Source organism: Bacteroidota bacterium, from assembly GCA_018816945.1.
In the GTDB taxonomy this organism is placed as follows: domain Bacteria; phylum Bacteroidota; class Bacteroidia; order Bacteroidales.
Genome location: JAHIVC010000023.1, coordinates 60,879 through 80,895, shown reverse-complemented (window position 1 = coordinate 80,895; position 20,017 = coordinate 60,879). Strand labels below are relative to the sequence as shown.

The following is a 20,017-nucleotide window of genomic DNA, read 5'->3' as shown; positions in this document are numbered from 1 at the left end:
GGGGTGAGTACTTTGGAAGGTGTAAAGCTTATTAAATCAGTCAGCTCTTTTTCTTCAACATTCGATTCAAAAAGGCCTAGAGCTGCAGCCATTCTACGTTCATTGCTTGCTTTCAGAACGGTTTTTATATTATGCACTTTTAAAGCAGTTGTATAGGTGTCATCGGCAACTTCAAGAACAGCGATAGGAAGTTTTTTAATCCCGGTAATTAATTTCATAATTTCCCTACTGGGTTTGTAGCCGCCGGTGAGGAGAATTCCTGCAATTTTCGGAAAATTTTCTGAAATGTAAGTCATGAAAAGACTGATAATAACATCAGGCCGATCACCAGGTGTTATAACAAGTGCTCCGGCTTTGGTATGTTCCAGTATATGTTCGATACTCATTGCACCAATATGATATTCGTCAACATCATAATCTAAAACCACGTCGTCACCATAAATTTTGTTTGCCTTTAATGCATTGCTTATTTGACGTATGGTAAGCTTTTGTAATAATGCCAATTCAGGAATCACGATATTTATCTCCTTATCGGTTTGTTCCTGCCTGATAAAATTTTCAATTTTAGGTTTATCTTCTAATTTAACCCGATTTGCAAACATTCCGAAATAGGAACATTTTTCATCGGCTATGATTTTTTTGTTGAGATGAATTGTTCTTTTTATTTCTTCGACGCTTTTTGCATATCCATTTATCACAATAATGATTGGAGCACCTAAATTGTTGGCAACTCTTGCATTAAAATCAAATTCAAATGGTCGTAAAGAACCTGTAAAATCAGTTCCTTCAATCAAAACAAAATCACATTTTGATTCAAGTTGCTTGTATTTATTAAGGATAGCTGAAAAAAGGCTGTCCATATCATCTTTCCGAATGAATTCGAAAGCTTCTTCGTCGTTTAAACCATACATTTCCCTGTGTTCAAAAGGAAGTTTAAAATGTTGACGGATAAGTTCGATATGAGGATCGTTACCTTTACTTATATTTACGATTGGTCGAAAGATTCCGACACGTTTCAAATTTCGTAGTAGAATGTTCATGATCCCTAAAACGATTAGGGATTTGCCGGAGTATGCTTCTGCTGCAGCTATGTACAGGTTTTTTGTCATTAATTCAGATAGGCTTAAATAGATATTATAAATACGGTGCAAAGATAACAAAGCTATTGTTAAGAATTAAACAATAAAAAGATTATTTCAGGAAAGATCATATTGATAAAAGATTAATTGATATGCAATTAAATAAGAGGTTGAGCTTTAATCAAAAGAATTCCTCGAAGCTCTGCTTCGCGGTAAGAATCCAGAATTCAGAAGAGGGAATAAAATATCTTCAAAAAAAATTCTGACTTCTGACTACTGTATTCTGTATTCCAGATACCTCGCAGCTTTGCTGCGGGGTAGTTCATTATATCCTGAATACTTCATTTTATCCATTGATAAGATAAGTATTGCTTAAGTTAATGCTTATCCAGCATACTTTTTTCGGCGAATCACGAAGAGAATTATACCAAAAAGCATGACTGCCATGATTGGGACCAAGCTGTTCAATAATTGCCAGTATATCCGGTCCTTGGTTATTTTTGCTTTGTCGAGTAATCGTAGTTTTAACTCACGGTTGCGCAAACTAATCAAACCATTACCATCCGTCAGGTAATTCAATGCATTTAATATAAAATCTTTATTGCCATAAGTTTGTCCGGTATATTGATCGTAGCCTAATGGAAGCGGATAGAATTGTGTACGATGTAATTGGTTTTTTATCAAATCTCCATCTGTAATGACAATCATCTGGGTAGATACACTATTTTCAAAAAATTTGGTGTTGGGATATTCATTCGAGAGCGGCGAGAACCGATTTTTAAATACGGATTCAAATATACCTTCGAGCAATACTGCAATATTTTGTGGCCCCTGATTAAAAAAAAGTGGGTCAGGTTCCGATTGTAAAATATCGAAACTGATAATGGCTGGTGTATTTATAGTTCTTGAATAATTAGAACTTGATAATAAAATTGTTTTTACCGTTCCACTTTTTGAAAGGGTATCAATGCTGCTGACAAATTCGGTGCTGATCGAATTCAGATTTTTAACAATGGGATGATTTGATTGCGGACCAATTGCCGGAAAATAAAACCAAGGGAAAAAATCAATTTTTGCCTGAGTGCCTACTTGCCCCGTTCGCAAAGGAATTTTCCGGGAATTCAAATCCATGATCAGGTTATTCTTAAGCCTTACTCCGTAAGTGAAAAGTTGATCATCAAGATTTAAATATTTGGTGATGGCCATCATGGATTGATAGTTTTTAAGGCTGTCCATCGAAGCATCAACCGGGTCGATCAACCACAATACTTTTCCTCCATTCATGATGTATTGATCGATTACGAATTTATCGGCTTCAGTAAAGACCTTTTCAGGTTTAGCAATGATGATGGTTGAATATTTCGGCTGCATCGAATCGGTACCAAAATTTTCGATCAGAGATTTGGGATTGCCAAAAATTTCAACCTCATTTAATCGATAATCTTTAGCCAGAGCTTCAGCGATATCCGCAATGTATTCGCGACCTAGTTCTCCATGCCCTTTTAAAAAAGCGATATCAGGTTTGGTTTTGTTAATCAATCTTTTTATTGAACTTGCAATATTGAACTCAAGTGATTGAATTGAATTGTTTAATACCGCTTCTGGCGGAACGCCCATTTGTGTTTTTAATAAATCCAATGGAAGTTCGTTCATGTTATGACTAACGATTGCGCCCGGGAAAATCATTTGTTGTTTTAAACCATCTTTGGTTTTAACCTGAAGATCTGTTTGGGTCAGTCCTTTGTCGATTAATTCCTGATACAGTTGATTGCGTTTGTCGTTATCCTTTTCCTGATTGGGGTTGATAAATCTAAAACGGATATTTTTATTGTAAGCCTGAAATTCATTCAGCATCTCCTTCGTTTTCTGTTTTAAACGCATAAATCCGGCCGGAAAATCCCCTTCCAGATACACATTGAAAAATATTTCATCATTAACCGATTTCAACAAGGTTTTACTTTCATCAGAAAGCGAATATCTTTTTTCTGAACTCCAATCCCATCTTACATAATAAATAGAACTGAGCCAATTAATTAAAAATAGCACTGCCAGAACAAATAAAATTTGTTTCAGTGTTTTGATCCGATGAGATGTGCCTTTACTTACCATTTCCGTCTCCCTAACAATATTTTAGTAAAATAGATGAATAAAGAAATGATACTTAGAAAATAAATAAGATCGCGTGAATCAAGTACCCCACGACTTATTGAAGTATAATGTGAACTAATTCCCAGATTTTGGATCAATAAAAACAGGTTATTAAAGCTTTCGGACGCAGAAATATAATCTAACCCTAAATACAAAAAAGCACTCAGGGCAACTGCAACAATAAACGATAAAATCTGATTATTTGTCAAAACTGATGAAAATATGCCAATGGAAACAAAAGTGGCGCCCAGTAAGATCAATCCGGTAAAAGATCCCCAAAATGCACCAAAATCAAGATTTCCTTTTGGAAACCCAAGTTGATAAACCGAATAAAAATAGATCAGGGTAGGGATAATTGAAAATATCACCAAAGCCAAGGCAGCAAAATATTTTGCCAGAATAATATGTAATTCACTGATGGGTTTAGTCAATAAAAGTTCAATAGTCCCACTGCGATGCTCTTCAGAGAAAAAACGCATCGTAAGTGCCGGTATCAGAAACATAAAAGTATAAGGAGCAATACTGAACAAGCCATCCAAATCGGCATATCCATAATCCAATATGTTCAAATTGCCGGGTAAAATCCACAAAAACAAGCTATTGATCAATAAAAAAACAATGACCACCACATAAGCAGTTAAAGAATTGAAAAACCCAAAGAATTCTTTTTTAAAAATTGTGATCATCAACAAAAAAATTATACGCTAAAATAATGAATAAATGAAAAACGCCAAGTTTATCGAAATATTACTAAGGAGTTCAAACGTGAATTGACACTATTTTTCGAATTCGATCCTAATCGCGTCATTTATTGCTATGCCAAGCAAACTGGCAGCGTTTCCCTGATTTATTGCAATTTCCAAATGACCGTTTGAAGCAAAAACTGCCACTGTTTCTCCTGTTGGGACATCAAGATATGATTGTGCGATTGACCTGATTTTTACTCCTCTGAGCTGGATGGCAAATTTTCTGCCATTTCCAACTTTGTCGAAAAGATCTTTCGTAATATTCGTGATCAGGTTTTCATAACCATCAATATGAATTACCATGCCTTTAATTAATAATTCTTCAAGGGCAGGTTTGAATAACATCTTCATTTGAATGTTTTTCAATGGATTCCCCAATTCCTCAATTGGTTTTCCGTTGGCCAGATGAACAGCTGCTTTTACAAAACGGTCGCGTGCAGAAAAAGTAAAAAAATCAGTGTCTTGTGGAATAGTAAGTTCAAATATTTTTTCAGGTTGATCGGTAAATAGCATTGAAAAAATACCATTGTCCGTTCCAATAAAATAATGATTATGATGAAAAACCACGACGTGGGAATCTTTATCAGATTCTTCTGTATTTACACCAATGATATGAATAGTTCCTTCGGGGAAATCCTGATAACAATTTTTGATCACGAATGCTGCATGTTCAATATTAAAAGGACTGATTTGATGCGAAATGTCAACGATATTAACTTCCTGAATATTGGCAAGAATCTTACCTTTTACTGAAGCCAGATAGTGATCCCTTAATCCCCAGTCACTGGTTAATGTAATTATTGGCATACGATATTATATTAACTTCCTTTTACTTTCGGAAATTATTAATTTTGTAAGTCAAAATTAAGAAAATTATCACTGTAAATAAGAATATTCATTTTTTTAAAGAACAATGCCGATGATAGAGAAAACAATCATGCTTGATGATTACAATCCGTTGGAAATTTTTGGGATCAATGATGTGAATCTGGAGCTAATCAAAAAGTACTTTTCGAAATTAAAGGTGATTGCGAGGGGAAATGTTTTAAAACTTATTGGTCCGGAAAATGAAATTCAATTATTTGAAGAAAAGTTTTCTTTGATTCTGCTTACTCACGACAAGTTTGGTCGTATTACTGAGAGTGATATAAATCAGATACTGGAAACTACAGAAGCTGAATTTAATGCCAAAAATGGTGATTCATCAGATGTTCTTGTTCATGGTCGCAACGGATTAATGGTTAAGGCCAGAACTGAGAATCAAAAGAAAATGGTTGAAGCTATTGACAAAAACGACATGTTATTTGCGATTGGCCCAGCCGGTACCGGAAAAACATATACAGCAGTAGCACTAGCGGTTAGGGCATTAAAAAATAAAGAGATCAGAAGAATTGTATTGACCAGACCGGCGGTTGAGGCAGGTGAAAACCTGGGCTTTTTGCCGGGTGATTTAAGAGATAAATTAGATCCATATTTACAGCCACTTTATGATGCATTACGCGATATGATTCCAACACAAAAATTATTAACCTACATGGAAGATGGTACCATTGAAATTGCTCCGCTGGCTTTCATGCGTGGAAGAACTTTGGATAATGTATTTGCCATCCTTGATGAGGCTCAAAATGCAACCTCTAATCAACTCAAAATGTTTTTGACCCGTATGGGCCGTTCTGCAAAATTTGTGATTACAGGTGATGTGACCCAAATTGATTTACCAAAAAACCAATCATCAGGCTTAATCGAAGCTCAGCGTATTTTGAAGGATATCAAAGGGATTTCTTTCATTGAGTTGGGCAAAGAAGACATTATTCGCCACAAATTGGTGACTAATATAGTTAATGCTTATTCTAAAAATCAAAACGAAAAATAAAATCAACATGAAAAATGCCATTGTAAAAACCGATTTCAATTTCCCAAAACAAAAGGGTGTATATAAAGGAAAAGTCCGAGATGTTTATAATATCAATGATGAATTGCTTGTTATGATTGCATCTGATCGAATTTCGGCTTTTGATGTGGTCCTGCCTAAAGGGATTCCATACAAAGGACAGGTACTCAACCAAATTGCTGCCAAATTTTTAGATGCAACTGTCGACATTGTTCCAAACTGGAAATTGGCCGTTCCGGACCCAATGGTAACCGTTGGTCATTATTGTGACCCCGTAAAGGTGGAAATGGTAATCAGGGGATATTTGTCAGGTCATGCCTGGAGAGAATATCGGGAAGGCAAAAGAAGTATTTGTGGAGTGGCAATGCCGGATGGCTTGAAGGAAAATGATAAATTTCCTGAGCCTATTCTAACCCCAACAACCAAAGCAGCTGTTGGACATGATGAGGATATTTCGCGTGAGGAAATTATCAAACTTGGACTGGTTGATGAGAAGGATTATGTTCAATTGGAAAAATATACCAGAGCTTTATTTCAGAGAGGTAAAGAGATCGCAGCTACCATGGGTTTAATTTTAGTGGATACAAAATATGAATTTGGTAAGGTTGGAGATAAAATTTATTTGATTGATGAAATTCATACTCCCGATTCTTCAAGATATTTCTACAAGGAAGGATATCAGGAAAGACAAAATAGAGGAGAATCTCAAAAACAGCTTTCTAAAGAATTTGTGAGAGAATGGTTGATGGCAAATGGTTTTCAAGGTAAAGATGGTCAGAAAATACCCGAGATGCATGATGAGTTTGTAAACTCAGTTTCAGAGCGCTATATCGAATTGTACGAGCACATTACCGGCGATAATTTTGTTAAAGCTGATAGCAATGATGTTTTGGCAAGAGTTGAGAATAATATCAATCAATATCTGAAAAATCGATAATTAAAGATCAGATCCGGATTTGATTTAGAAAGCACTGAAATACATGCTCTTTTATGTTTTAAATAAAGATATAAGACGTTAGATTTTAGACCTTCATGTCTTGTTGCTTGTTACTTGTTGCTCGTTGCTTGTCTGTCTTGTGTCTTGAGTCTTGCATCTTGTGTCACATCGTGTGTCCATAGTCTAACTTCTAATATCTAACGTCTTATTAGCTCAATGGGATAAATATCAGATAGGTTGAAGTCTGTTTCAATATCGAATCCAGATTTGAATTAGTTCTATTTTTATTTAGAAAGGAATATCTTCGTCGCCCATCTCGTTCATTTTTGACGGAATGATACGAGTGGGTTGACCACTATCAAAATCTTCGTTGGCATCGAACCCTGAATAGGCAAGTCCATCACCATCTGTATGAAGGTCGGCAAACTTGGCAAACTTATCAATAAACCGTAATGGAATATCTTTTAAAGCACCGTTACGATGCTTTGCAATGCAAATTTCGGCTATTCCTGCAGTTGAATTACCATTATCATCAACCTCAATTTTATAATATTCAGGACGATAAATGAACATAACCATATCGGCATCCTGTTCAATGGCACCCGATTCACGTAAATCCGAAAGAATTGGTTTCTTTGATCCCCCTCGTGTTTCAACTGCGCGGCTTAACTGCGATAAAGCAATAACCGGGATATCCAATTCTTTTGCAAGTGCTTTAAGTGAACGGGATATTGCACTGATTTCCTGCTCACGGTTGCCTCTGGCGTCTCCGCTGCCACTCATTAATTGAAGGTAATCGATAATTACCATGTCAATATCGTGTTGTGCTTTTAAACGGCGGCATTTTGCACGGAGTTCAAAAACGGTGAGGGCAGGGGTATCGTCAATTAAAAGCTTAGCATCGGTGAGTTTACCAATTTTTGAATGTAATTGTTCCCACTCATAACTTTCAAGATTACCTTTTTTGAGTTTATCGGCAGAGAGTTGGGTTTCACTTGAAATCAAACGTGTTACCAACTGAATTGATGACATCTCTAATGAAAAAAATGCAACAGCTTTGCCAAAATCAACGGCACAATTCCTGGCCATAGATAAAACAAAAGCGGTTTTACCCATACCCGGTCTGGAAGCCAGAATTACCAAATCTGATTTTTGCCATCCATTGGTAACCCGGTCCAAATCGGTAAATCCTGAAGGAATTCCCCGAAGGTGACCCTCCTGGCCCTTGCCTGCTTCAATTTCTTTAATGGCTACTGTAACAAGTGATTGCATATCATCATAATTCCGACGAAGATTGCTTTCACTTACCGAAAACAAATTTTGTTCGGCACGATCCAATAAATCAAAAACATCTGTTGTATCTTCAAAAGCATCCTTAATAATTTCGGATGAAATGCGGATCAATTCACGTTGAATGAATTTTTGACTGATGATCCGGGAATGATACTCAACATTTGCTGCTGAAGCAATTCTGTTTGTTAGTTGAGTGATATAATAAGGGCCGCCTACAATTTCAAGTTCTCCTGTATTTTTTAGTTCATTGGTAACCGTTAAAATATCAACAGGTTCTGATTTACCAAATAAACGAGTAATCGCCGAAAAAATGATATTGTGCGCTTCTTTATAAAATACTTCCGGTTTTAAGATGTCTATCACTTGTGTGAGCGCATCCTTTTCAAGCATAATAGCGCCAAGTACAGCTTCTTCTAGATCTATAGCTTGTGGTGGAACTTTTCCATGTTCCCATGAGCCCCCTGTTTGATTGAATGGCTTTGTCCTTTTCCTTAAATTATCAGTAGTTTTTTTTGATGCTTCTTCCATGAGCCAAATATATAAAAAATGAAAGCTGTTATAGTGAAAAATTAGAAGGTAAATTTATTAACAATATTCAGACTTATTTTCTGAGATTTCAGAGGTTCATTCTTTTGGAATATTTTTCCAGCAATGGCCAATAAAATCGCAAGGATAAGGTGAATTGCAGTGCGGTCCGATTTCAATTTCGGGCGAATGTTTTAAAAATAAAGTTTCTTTCGCTTTAGGGAGATGATCCGTGATAAATGCTTGTAATTCATAAATTTCAGGCAAAACCGATTTTATAATAAATAGCTGACCCAAATCTAATCTTTTCTCATCTCCTTCAATCTGATCAAAATTTTCATTCATGTAAATAATGGAGAAATCTTCAATTTCCAAACCTGAGTTTTGAATAACATAATACTGTAATGCAGCATCCTTCAAATATGTTGGTGAGATTGCTTTGGAGCTTTTAACCTCGTAGGCATAGATATTTCCATTCTTCCGCACTAAAATATCTAAAATGATTAATATCTGATCACTTTGGAAACAGGCTTCGTAAATACAGAAATCATTTCCGGTTGAAATAATCTCAGAAGTCGCAACAATAGATTTTTTATATTGAGAAGGAGATTTTGGTTGTAGATTTATTCCTCCCGGAAATAACTGATGGGCAAGGATGCCAAAATCAGTACCGCGCTTAAACTTTGCAAGTTGCTCAACCGACAATCGATCCCTTAAATAGGATCTGTTTTTATGTAAATAAAGTGATTTAAGGCATTGCGTACTTCGGATGAATGTGGATTTTGACAGTAAATGTTTTTCCATGACTTTCTTCTATGCTATATTATTTGCGTATTTATATTTATGCTTTCATAAAGATAAAAAAACTCCCTTCAGAAATCTGAAGAGAGTTTTTTATTCAAGCTATCAGGGATTAGAAGAAATAATATACGGCCATAAGTAATCTTAAATTACTAACATTATGGGTATCATCAACGGTTCCGTCAGACTGTGTAGTTCCATAAGCAGCCGTTGTATATTCAACTTCGCCCGAAAAGCGCATTTTGCCTGAATTGATATCAATACGTGGAGCGATACGATAAATATTGTCGATATTGGATCCACGACTGTAGTATGGCCCAATGATATCTTCACCGGCTCCTTTGTTTTTTGTGTAACCCGCAAATATGCCGGCCTGTACTTTTTTGCCATTGCTATGAATATCGGTCCAGAATGACAAAGTTTTTATTGGCAGATACTCAACATAATTATAAGTCGTATTCGTCTCATCAGAAGTAACATATCCGCCTAACATGGTTAAGTGTGTGGTGTTTTTACCCATCACACCTTCAAATTTTAAAGTAATATCTTTCGTGGCATATTTCATAAATGCCATAGTTGAAATTCCACTGACTGCCTGATCAGTAGCATATCCGAGGTTAGTTTTCAGGCGAGGTACCAACGAAAGATAATCAGCGCCAAAACCAATTAAGAAAGAATCGCCGTTACTGGATTTTGAACTGTATTGAAGGGTTAAATTCATTTCAGGTAATACATTGTTTCGTAAATACATTGAACCTCCACCATCAGGACCAGTACTTGCAAAATCACGCTGCGACATAGCCGTGAAGCTCATTTTGAATCCATCAAATTTTTGGGTAAAACGAATTTGTGGATTACGTGAGAATGGTTGAAATGGGGCACCTGTATTGAATGAAACCGTTCCAGGGAAGCAATCGGTGATGAACATTGCATGCCAGAATTGGCCTACCATAAGTTCTGTATTTGTCCAGGTTAATTTTGCATGTGCATGTCGAAGTCGGAAACCGTTAATATCAGCATCAGAATGGCCAAAAAATTCACCTTCAATGTACGCTGACGTTTTTGCTCCAAAGGCATCGGGACCACTTATGGATCCTATTAACCTGGTTTGAACACTTAGCATATTAAAGTTTGATTTTGAGTTGATGTCAAATCCATTAGGATCAAGCGATTCGTTAAGTGGGTACAAGTAAAAATGCCCTTCCCTAATCGCCATATTTTGTCTTGAATCATAATAAATATCAGTTTTAACAAAGCCGGTAAATTTTATACCAAACGAAGGCTGATCTTGCGCTATCATTAATATTGGCAAGAAAAGTGCAAAAAATAATATTGAAATTTTTTTCATAATAAGAATGTTGTTTTAATTAGGTTATAGATTAATAGATTGGTTCGCAAATATAAAATAATTATATCTGTTATACTTAATAGATATTAGTTAATTAACAACCTATGATAATAAAAAAATGATCTAAATAAGAATTAAGGAATTATTACAATTTGATTATCGTTGAGTAGCGGTTTACTTTGGTATTTCAAGAACAATTGAGCAACAGTCAGAACATCTTTTTGACAATAATGTACTATTCTTTCCATATCATGATCTTCCCAATAAACCCTTGCTACATCAGCACCGTTAATATCATCTTTTGGAGTTTTGATTCCAAAGATTGCAGCAAGCAATGCCAAAGAAGTATAATGCTTATAATCACCGAATTTCCATAATTCCATGGTGTCGAGGTGAGGTATTTCCCAAGGTTTTTTACCTGCAATATTTAGGATCAAAGGGAGTTGAAGATCATTAATAAGCATACGTCGGGCAATATACGGATAGTCGAACTCCTTTCCGTTGTGGGCACATAATAAATGTTGCCTACTGCTAAAATGACTGTTCAATAATTCGTTAAACTCGGTAAGGAGCAACTTTTCATCATCTGAATAAAATGATTTTATCCTAAATTCCCGGTTGTAAAAATAACCTGCAGAGATACAGATGATTTTCCCGAATTCAGCGTAAATACCGGCTTTAGCATAAATTTGATCCGAGGTTTCTGTTTCCGATTTTTTTAATCGTTCCGCTTTTTGATCCCATAAAGCCTGAAAGTGATCCGGCATATCCTCATAATCAGGATAAGCAGGCACGGTTTCAATATCGATGAAGAGTACGTGATGAAGTTCAATGGATTGCAACATGTTTTTTCTTCTTTATACCATAAATTTAAAAATATTCCCATTACAATAGAAAAACATTCGTAAAATCATAATTGAGTACATTTGCGAATGATTAAATTAATTGTCACAGATGATGGCTCTTCAACATTGTTTGTTGAGGAGTTAAATGAACACTATCATTCAACCTTTGGTGCGGTGCAGGAATCGAGACATATTTTTATTGAGGCCGGATTTAAGTATCAGCAGAAGAGCTTAAAGCAAATTAAAATCCTGGAAATTGGATTCGGAACAGGTCTAAATGCATTGCTCAGCCTGGATGAAAGTCTGAAAAGTGAGGTACAAACTCATTATTGTGGAATTGAACCATATCCGGTAAACCCGGAATTTATTGCGGCATTAAACTATGGTAAGATCTTAATGAGTGATATACTCTCAAAGCATTTTATTCAAATACATGATGCAGCTTGGAATTGCAAAGTCAAATTAGCACCCAATTTTGTATTTGAAAAAAAGAAGGATATCATTGAAAATGTTGAATTGCCCGACCATTATTTTAATTTGGTTTATTTTGATGCTTTTGGACCGGATGTTCAGTCGGAGATCTGGACCGAAAAAATCTTTAAAAAAATTTATGATTCAATGGAGAATGGCGGAGTGCTGGTAACCTATTCTGTGAAAGGAATTGTAAAAAGAGCGCTGAAATCAGCAGGTTTTACAATAGAAAAACTACCCGGACCTATAGGCAAGCGGGAGTTTTTGAGAGCTTCAAAATAACAAAAATATTAATCGATTAACGTATCCACCGTATTTAATACGTGTTTTACCGATTATAACTTTATAAACCTTAAAGGCTAATATATCTTTGCTTCATAAAAAAATATTAACTTTAAAAATTCATTTTATGGAAAAATATATAGAAAATTATTCTGAAAATAGACGTATGAAAAAAGTAGCCTTAGGAGTTATTGTTGTTGTCATCGGAGCCTTATTGATGGCATCTAATTTTGGATATCTGCCATATCGACTAAGGCATATATTCTTGTCATGGGAGATGTTATTAATTGCGATTGGTTTGATAAACGTAGTTAATCGTGAAAGTAAAACAATGGGATTGATTCTGATTTCTGTTGGAACATTCTTTTTATTACCTGATATTTTTAGATTCGACTTTAATTTTGTAAGATTATTTTGGCCAGTATTATTAATGGTGGTTGGCTTTTCACTGATTCTTTATGGGGGTAAGTCTTTTAACTGGCAACGTCATCGAAGGCAGAAAAGTACTTTTGATAGTGGTTTTATCAATGAATTTAATGTATTTGGAGGTTCTAAAAGACGTGTTTCCAATCAGGTATTTAAAGGCGGCGAATTGAATAATATCTTTGGTGGATCGGAGCTGGATATGACTCAGGCCATTTTAGGCGAAGGCGAAAATTTACTTGAGGTTCAGTGTATTTTTGGTGGGGTAGGAATGGTCGTTCCGGCCGACTGGAACGTAAGAATTGAAGTGGTTTCAATTTTTGGTGGTTTTAGCGATAAACGAGCCTATATAAAGAAAAGTGAAAACGACACCAATGTTTTGGTGATAAGAGGAACCTGTATTTTCGGAGGTGGTGAAATCAAAAGCTATTAATAAATTATGATAGTAGATCATCCGGTTTTTAAATCAACAAAATCGTTTGGGCTTTATGCGATATTATGGATTCTCACGATGGGGATCCATTTTTACATCATGTATGGCTTTTATGGGCAAAGCATCGCGATTGCCATAACCGATTCGTTAGTATTTAATGTATTATATGCTTTATTCGGATTGTCATTATGGTTTGCTGTTGGCTTTACTAAACCTACTAAAACCAATTTATTCAATGTCATTTTTAATCATATTACTTCTTTAACAATTATCATACTCATATGGATAAGTTTAGGTTCTTACATTGCCAAATCTATCATTGACGGTGAGAATTACCAATATTTTCTGACCGATACAATACCATGGCGAATAATTAGTGCCGTTTTCCTATATTCAATTATTGTATTAATTTATTATTTGATCATGTATTATCGTGATTTGCAAGATCGCTATCAAAATGAACTGGAACTAAAAGAGACTATTGTTGAAGGCGAATTGAACCTGCTCAAATCTCAAATTAATCCGCATTTTTTGTTCAACAGTTTAAATTCTATCAGTTCACTCACCACAAGCGATGGAGAAAAGGCAAGAGAAATGATCGTAAAACTTTCTGATTTTTTAAGGTATACGGTTTCAAAAGATAACTTACGATTTACTGATTTGGGTAAAGAAATTGAAAATGTGATCAGGTATCTTGAAATTGAAAAAATACGTTTTGGCAATAAAGTTCAGTTCGAATTTAAAATGACTGTCGATTGTAAGGAGAAAATGATTCCTGTGATGATTTTACAACCATTATATGAAAATGCTGTTAAGCATGGAGTGTATGAAAGTATTGAAACTGTATTTATACGTACTGAATGTATCATGCAGAATGACCATTTGCACATTATCATCAAAAATAATTTTGATGGAGATAGCGGTAAGAAGGGGGCAGGGATTGGCTTGAAGAATATTAGGGATAGACTAAAGCTTATCTATAAACATGATCAATTGCTGAAGACGACTAAAACAGAAAATGAATTTATTGTCGAATTATTTATACCATATAAAGCAGGAAATGAAAAAGTATAGCTGTTTAATTGTTGATGATGAAGAACCCGCAAGATCTTTGATTCGTGATTTTTTAAATAAGTTTAATGAATTTGAAATTATTGGTGAGGCCGGTAATGGCTTTGAAGGAGTTCAGTTAATCAATGAATTAAAGCCTGATGTCGTTTTTCTTGACATTCAGATGCCAAAACTTTCAGGATTTGAGGTCCTCGAATTGATAGATTGCAAGCCATTTATCGTATTTTCGACCGCGTTTGATCAATATGCCATTCAGGCATTTGAAAAAAATGCCATTGATTATTTACTCAAACCTTATTCACGTGAACGTTTTGAGAGAGCCGTGAAAAAAATCATGGAGCAGGATTATGAACTGAAAGATAGGGGAGAAGTTAATCAAAAAATAATCGAAAATCTGGATGATTCGAATGAAATGATTAATAGAATCGCGATCAGGGCAGGTAAACATATTCAGGTTATCCCCGTTGATGATATCAGCTATCTTGAATCAGATGATGATTATGTAAGGGTTCATTCAAAAGGTAAAGAATATTTGAAAGAAAAAACAATGAAGTTCTTTGAAAACCATCTGGATTCAACGCAGTTTGTTAGGATTCACCGCTCTTATATCATGAATGTGAATGAACTTGATCGTTTGGAACGCTACGAAAAAGACAGTTATCTGGCCATCATGAAAGATCAGTCCAGGCTTAAAGTAAGTGCCAATGGGTATAAGGCGCTCAAAGATATTCTTAAATTTTAAGCTTGTTTAATCAGGTAATAAACCGCAGTCGTAAGATAATTTCTAAAATATGGAATATTTGAAATGATTGGAGTTTGTTTCCTTATTTTTAGATTAAACTTGAATTTATAAATTGGATTAATAAAAAAATGAATTCTATCAACCACTTCATATCCTTCCGATTTAGCAATTTTCTCAAATTTCTCAATTGAAATTCTACAATTTTTTATATCAATAAGTTCATCTATCGTATCATTCCTTTCACCAAATAGCTTCAATATTCCTTTATAAATAGAGCGCGGAAGTATATGATAATAGGGGAGAAACGCGGCAATTTTGCCCTTACAAATTTGTTGGTGCCCACCAAAAGGCATCTGCCATGGAGGAAAACCGAAAAAAATAAAACCATTTGGTTTCAGTAGTTTCTTTAATTCACGAATAAAAATTTGTTGGTTAGGTAGATGTTCGATAACATCTTTTAAAATGATCAAATCAAATTTAAAATCAAATATATTTACATCAATATCAAAAATATTTTTATTGATGATTTGAACCTTTCCGTCCTCGATATCTTTCTTTAAAAATGATTTAGCTATTCCAACACGATAATCGCTTAATTCAATTCCGGTGCAAATATGTCCTTCATCAACGAAAGCCTTTAAAACACCTGCTTCAGCGCAACCAATTTCTAAAATCTGCCTGCTTTGTTGAAAATTAAGATGTGGACTTACAAAGGGTATAATGTAATCCTTCGAAGTGCAATATTGCATATCAAAATACCTGACTTTATCTTTGTGAAATTCGAACATCTACTTTAATATTTCGGGCAAATATACTAAAAGAAAACGTAGAGAATTTTAACTTTTATCCTAGTTCTAATAAAAGAGGCTGTCCATTTTGGGCAGCCTCTTTTATATCCTTTTTGACGTGTTGGGCATGTTTTAGCATATATGTTACAAAATGGGGCAAGAGAGAAGGAAAACAACGGTTCAAGTGCAATAATTGCGGTATTTATTTTACACGTAACCGCCCTGATTTCTTACAACCTATCATCAACCATTTCTCGAGGGAGTATTGATTTAATATCATAAATTACATAATTATTTCCTTTAGTTAAATTATAATAATCAAGCTCAAGAAATTCATTGTGAGATACAGCTAAAATGATGGCATGATATTTATTAGGTGTAAGTGATGAACTATGGGTAATAAGTTGCAAATTGTATTCTTTTTTTACGTCTTTTTCATCTGCCCAAGGGTCATATATATCCACTTTGCAACCAAATTGTTCGAGTTGATTAATTACATCAATAACCTTAGTATTACATATATCTGGGCAGTTTTCTTTAAATGTTATTCCCAGAACAAGGACATTGCTATTTAGAATTTTTTGTCCTTTCCTGATCATGAGCTTTATAACTTTATTGGCTACAAATTGGCCCATATTATTATTAACCCTTCTGCCGGATAGAATCAAATTGGGTTGATAACCCAAGGACTCGGCCTTATGGGCTAAATAATAAGGATCAACTCCAATACAATGTCCACCAACCAATCCTGGTTTGTATTTTACAAAATTCCATTTGGATCCAGCGGCTTCAATTACTTCTGTTGTATCAATCCCAATCCTGTCAAAAATAAGTGCAAGTTCGTTAACAAATGAAATGTTTAAATCTCGCTGGGCATTTTCAATTACTTTTGAAGCTTCTGCAACTTTAATTGATGATGCCATATAAGTTCCATTTAATAAAACTTTATTATAAAGATTATCCACAATTTGAGCGATCTCCGGGTTGGAACCTGAGGTCACCTTTTTTATAGTTCTGAAAGTATTAATTTTGTCACCTGGGTTTATTCTTTCTGGCGAATAACCACAATAGAATTCAGTATTAAATTTTAATCCACTGAATTTTTCAAGTATTGGAACACATTCCTCTTCTGTTGCACCCGGATATACAGTTGATTCGTATATTACAATATCTCCTTTGCTTAATACAATTCCGACTGTTTCAGAAGCTTTTATCAAAGGAGCTAAATCGGGTTTGTTATTCTTATCTATGGGCGTAGGAACTGTTATAATGTATATGTTGGATTGTTTAATATCGCCTATAGAGGCTGTGATAAACAAACCTTTACTATTTATTTTTTTTAATTTGCGCGTTATAACAGATTTTAGATCTGAATCCGTTACCTCAAGTGTTGAATCACAACCATTTATCAACTCCTTAATCCTTTCTAAATTTATGTCAAATCCAATTACATTGAATTTTTTTGCAAATTCAACGGCAAGCGGAAGACCAACATATCCAAGTCCAATTACTGTTATTTGAGTGTCTTTGAAATCCATGTTTTTAGCAATCTGTATAAAGTGAATACTGAAGAAATTTTTTAATAAATAATACGTTTGTATTTTGCTCTTTTATTTGAAGTATTTTATTATTTCATCAATGATGATCTTTCTTGCATTCCCATCTCCATAGAGTTCTTTATTCCATGAACCCAACGGTTGCTCAAGCAATTGATTTATCTGTGCTAAATTTTCAAATATTAGTGTATTCCAATTATTATCTAGAGTTTCGGTCCATTCAGTTTCAGTTCTGATGGTTATACATCTTTTCTTGAGAAAATAAGCTTCTTTTTGCATTCCACCTGAATCAGTGACTAGGGCAACAGAATTGTAGAGATAATTTAGATTATTTATATAAGATTGGGGTTTAATAAAATCTATGTTTGTAAAATTTTCCTCATGGAAATTATATTTAGTCATCATCTTTTTTGTTCGGGGATGGATTGGAAATACAACATTTTTATTCAAATGATTAAGTTGATCTAAAATGTATTTTAATCGATCGGGTTCGTCCGTATTATAAGGACGATGTAGAGTGCAATAAATTATATCAGTAGGCATCGATTTTCTATGAAGTAAGCCCTTTTCTAAAATGGTGAAGATCAAATCTTTCATGATGTCCCCACAATTGAAAACATTACTATAAATTCCTTCTTTTTTCAGCTGTTCAAGCGATTGATCTGAGGAAACAAATAATAATCCGGACAAATGATCCGCTACGATCCTATTGATTTCTTCAGGCATATTCTTATTAAAGCTCCTCATACCTGATTCGATATGTGCAACAGAGATGTTTAGTTTTGATGCAGCTAAAGCACCTGCCAGAGTCGTATTGGTATCACCGTATATAAGGACCATATCTGGCTTTTCAGCTAATAGGATTTTCTCAGTTTCGATTAAAATTCCAGCGGTTTGTTCACCATGCAAAGTTCCATTGGTATTTAGAGTATAAGTGGGTAAATCAATTCCTAATTCGTCATAAAAAACCTGACTCATCTCAGTATCATAATGTTGTCCGCTGTGAATAGAAATATGCTTAAAATGTTTTTTAAGCTCAGGTTCGAGCACAGCATGTTTAATAAACTGTGGTCTTGCACCAATTATGGTTGCTATTTTAATGTTAGTATTCACAAATTGAGTATAAAATTAAAAAATTATTTCTTCAAAAACGGGTGATAATCTCCCTTTGAACCAATTGCATTGGCATTTCTAATATGATACACCATTTCAATACTAGCGCGGGCATCTTCGAGTGAAAATCCTTTTTCATTCAAAATATCTTTATAAACAAGGGTATGTAAGTCGGTAAATCCACCCGAAAATTCAATTTCCCTGTTTTCAATCGTAATGGATCTGTATGTTCTTTGATTTTTTTCAATTGCTTCTTTCGGAAGGCATTTATCATCCACACTTAGAAACCATCGAACCCTTGCTCTTTCAAGAATCAGAAAACCCGCATTTGTTTGTTGATCAAGTAAATGTACATCACTCTTCTTGCATTTACCAAAGATGTAAGTCAACATGTCGAAAAAATGAACCCCAATGTTTGTTGCAACCCCTCCCGATTTAGCTGGATTACCTTTCCATGAAATAAAATACCAAGGCCCTCGAGCAGTAATATATGTTAAATCAATATCATAAATTTTATCTTTGGGTCCATTATCCACTTCTCTTTTTAAATCAATAATACTATGATGAAGTCTTAGTTGTAGAATATTATAAATCTTTTTATCGCTTTCCTTTTCAATTTTTTGCAACGCATCTATATTCCATGGATTTAATACAATCGGTTTTTCGCAAATGGCGTTAGCTTCATTTCTCAAAGCCATACGAATATGAGCATCATGAAAATAATTTGGAGAACAGATACTGACATAATCTATTTTTTCGTCACCATTTCTTCTTTTTTTATCAAGATGCCTGTCAAATCTTTCCGGTTCGGTAAAGAAATCTGCATTTGGGAAATATGAATCAATTATCCCGACGCTATCAAATGGATCGAGTGCGGCAACCAGATTGTTTCCGGTTTCCTTAATGCTGTGCATATGTCGGGGGGCAATATAACCCGATGCACCGAGAAGTGCAAAATTTTTTGGTTTGAGAGATGATTTTTTCATGAAGATATTAAAATTACCAAAATGTGATGTCCAAGTGTTTTTAATCCTCTTTCGCGTTCGCTTCGGCGGACTTGTCTGCCTGCATGGCAGGCGAGAAATTTGTTTGAATTCTCCTCGTAGTTCTACACCGAAAACAAGGGTTCATTGTTCAACCCTGAGGTTTAGTACCATTTATTCGTGAAACTCAGATTTCAAAAACGTAGTGAATTGAAATCTGTAAGATGAACGCCTGCCTGCCTAACAGCAGTACAGGCAGGAATCCCGATAGCGCAGCGTATCGGGATAAATGAGATTAACCTGCCTGCGCAGGCAGGTACTCCGATGCTTGCATCGTCAATAAAAAGAATTTCCAAATTGATACCTCGACAGCTTGCTGCCAAGTAGTTCATTTGAATCACCTAACCAAATTTAAAACTTGTTAATATTCAATTAAGTAAATAAGTGATATTTTTATCAGCAAGTTAAGAATATTTTTTTTGTTGATTAACTATAACTGAGAAAGAACCAAATTCTAAATTAATTAGGAAATACCTATTGAT

The 20,017-nt window shown here is 34.8% G+C and carries 19 protein-coding genes; 6 read left to right on the top strand and 13 right to left on the bottom strand.

Features of this window, described 5'->3' with window-relative positions; all coding sequences use genetic code 11:
• The 4 genes from KKG99_04150 to KKG99_04135 all read right to left on the bottom strand — a co-directional run.
• The coding region (locus KKG99_04150; GenBank protein MBU1012172.1) for an AAA family ATPase at positions 1–1,109 on the bottom strand (1,109 nt) is incomplete at its 3' end.
• 354 nt (positions 1,110–1,463) lie between these two features.
• Entirely contained in the window at positions 1,464–3,188 is a 1,725-nt protein-coding gene (gene gldG / locus KKG99_04145; GenBank protein ID MBU1012171.1) for a gliding motility-associated ABC transporter substrate-binding protein GldG, read from the bottom strand.
• On the bottom strand, positions 3,182–3,913 hold the full coding sequence (gldF, locus tag KKG99_04140) for a gliding motility-associated ABC transporter permease subunit GldF (protein MBU1012170.1): 732 nt from the start codon (positions 3,911–3,913) through the stop codon (positions 3,182–3,184). The genes gldG and gldF overlap by 7 nt, the downstream gene beginning before the upstream one ends.
• Positions 3,914–4,003: 90 nt before the next feature.
• On the bottom strand, positions 4,004–4,780 hold the full coding sequence (locus KKG99_04135) for an SAM-dependent chlorinase/fluorinase (GenBank protein MBU1012169.1): 777 nt from the start codon (positions 4,778–4,780) through the stop codon (positions 4,004–4,006).
• A 112-nt stretch (positions 4,781–4,892) separates the two neighbouring features.
• On the opposite strand from KKG99_04135, the gene KKG99_04130 reads away from it, so the two are divergent.
• Together KKG99_04130 and KKG99_04125 are read left to right on the top strand one after the other, a co-directional pair.
• Positions 4,893–5,846: a PhoH family protein gene (locus KKG99_04130; protein ID MBU1012168.1), complete on the top strand. Its 954-nt coding sequence runs from the start codon at positions 4,893–4,895 to the stop codon at positions 5,844–5,846.
• A gap of 7 nt (positions 5,847–5,853) precedes the next feature.
• Positions 5,854–6,801, top strand: coding sequence for a phosphoribosylaminoimidazolesuccinocarboxamide synthase (locus KKG99_04125; protein MBU1012167.1), 948 nt, complete (start codon positions 5,854–5,856; stop codon positions 6,799–6,801).
• Positions 6,802–7,089: 288 nt separating this feature from the next.
• Here KKG99_04125 and dnaB read toward each other — a convergent pair whose 3' ends face one another.
• The 4 genes from dnaB to KKG99_04105 all read right to left on the bottom strand — a co-directional run bounded on the left by dnaB (position 7,090) and on the right by KKG99_04105 (position 11,613).
• Positions 7,090–8,622: a replicative DNA helicase gene (gene dnaB / locus KKG99_04120; protein MBU1012166.1), complete on the bottom strand. Its 1,533-nt coding sequence runs from the start codon at positions 8,620–8,622 to the stop codon at positions 7,090–7,092.
• Between the two features lie 96 nt (positions 8,623–8,718).
• Entirely contained in the window at positions 8,719–9,423 is a 705-nt protein-coding gene (locus tag KKG99_04115) for a hypothetical protein (protein MBU1012165.1), read from the bottom strand.
• Between the two features lie 109 nt (positions 9,424–9,532).
• Complete coding sequence (locus KKG99_04110) at positions 9,533–10,768, bottom strand: hypothetical protein (GenBank protein ID MBU1012164.1); 1,236 nt, start codon at positions 10,766–10,768, stop codon at positions 9,533–9,535.
• Positions 10,769–10,902: 134 nt separating this feature from the next.
• Positions 10,903–11,613, bottom strand: a complete 711-nt coding sequence (locus KKG99_04105; protein MBU1012163.1) for a 3'-5' exonuclease — start codon at positions 11,611–11,613, stop codon at positions 10,903–10,905.
• An 87-nt stretch (positions 11,614–11,700) separates the two neighbouring features.
• Here KKG99_04105 and mnmD point away from each other — a divergent pair, with 87 nt between their 5' ends.
• The 4 genes from mnmD to KKG99_04085 all read left to right on the top strand — a co-directional run bounded on the left by mnmD (position 11,701) and on the right by KKG99_04085 (position 15,035).
• Positions 11,701–12,366, top strand: coding sequence for a tRNA (5-methylaminomethyl-2-thiouridine)(34)-methyltransferase MnmD (gene mnmD / locus KKG99_04100; GenBank protein MBU1012162.1), 666 nt, complete (start codon positions 11,701–11,703; stop codon positions 12,364–12,366).
• A 127-nt stretch (positions 12,367–12,493) separates the two neighbouring features.
• The gene (locus KKG99_04095; protein MBU1012161.1) at positions 12,494–13,222 is read left to right on the top strand and encodes a cell wall-active antibiotics response protein; all 729 of its coding nucleotides are present in this window, start codon (positions 12,494–12,496) and stop codon (positions 13,220–13,222) included.
• A 6-nt stretch (positions 13,223–13,228) separates the two neighbouring features.
• Positions 13,229–14,296, top strand: coding sequence for a histidine kinase (locus KKG99_04090; protein MBU1012160.1), 1,068 nt, complete (start codon positions 13,229–13,231; stop codon positions 14,294–14,296).
• The gene (locus KKG99_04085) at positions 14,283–15,035 is read left to right on the top strand and encodes a LytTR family transcriptional regulator DNA-binding domain-containing protein (GenBank protein ID MBU1012159.1); all 753 of its coding nucleotides are present in this window, start codon (positions 14,283–14,285) and stop codon (positions 15,033–15,035) included. Before KKG99_04090 ends, KKG99_04085 begins: the two co-directional genes overlap by 14 nt.
• Here the strand turns inward: KKG99_04085 and KKG99_04080 are convergent.
• The 5 genes from KKG99_04080 to KKG99_04060 form a co-directional block, all read right to left on the bottom strand.
• Complete coding sequence (locus tag KKG99_04080) at positions 15,032–15,823, bottom strand: class I SAM-dependent methyltransferase (GenBank protein MBU1012158.1); 792 nt, start codon at positions 15,821–15,823, stop codon at positions 15,032–15,034. The genes KKG99_04085 and KKG99_04080 overlap by 4 nt on opposite strands.
• 230 nt (positions 15,824–16,053) lie before the next feature.
• Positions 16,054–17,361 carry a nucleotide sugar dehydrogenase gene (locus KKG99_04075; protein MBU1012157.1) on the bottom strand — a complete coding sequence of 436 codons (1,308 nt, stop codon included), beginning with the start codon at positions 17,359–17,361 and terminating at the stop codon, positions 16,054–16,056.
• 72 nt (positions 17,362–17,433) lie between these two features.
• Positions 17,434–18,480: a UDP-N-acetylglucosamine 2-epimerase (non-hydrolyzing) gene (gene wecB, locus KKG99_04070; GenBank protein ID MBU1012156.1), complete on the bottom strand. Its 1,047-nt coding sequence runs from the start codon at positions 18,478–18,480 to the stop codon at positions 17,434–17,436.
• A 35-nt stretch (positions 18,481–18,515) separates the two neighbouring features.
• Positions 18,516–19,478, bottom strand: a complete 963-nt coding sequence (locus tag KKG99_04065) for a Gfo/Idh/MocA family oxidoreductase (protein MBU1012155.1) — start codon at positions 19,476–19,478, stop codon at positions 18,516–18,518.
• Positions 19,479–19,669: 191 nt separating this feature from the next.
• Entirely contained in the window at positions 19,670–19,876 is a 207-nt protein-coding gene (locus KKG99_04060) for a hypothetical protein (GenBank protein ID MBU1012154.1), read from the bottom strand.
• Positions 19,877–20,017: the final 141 nt, after the last annotated feature.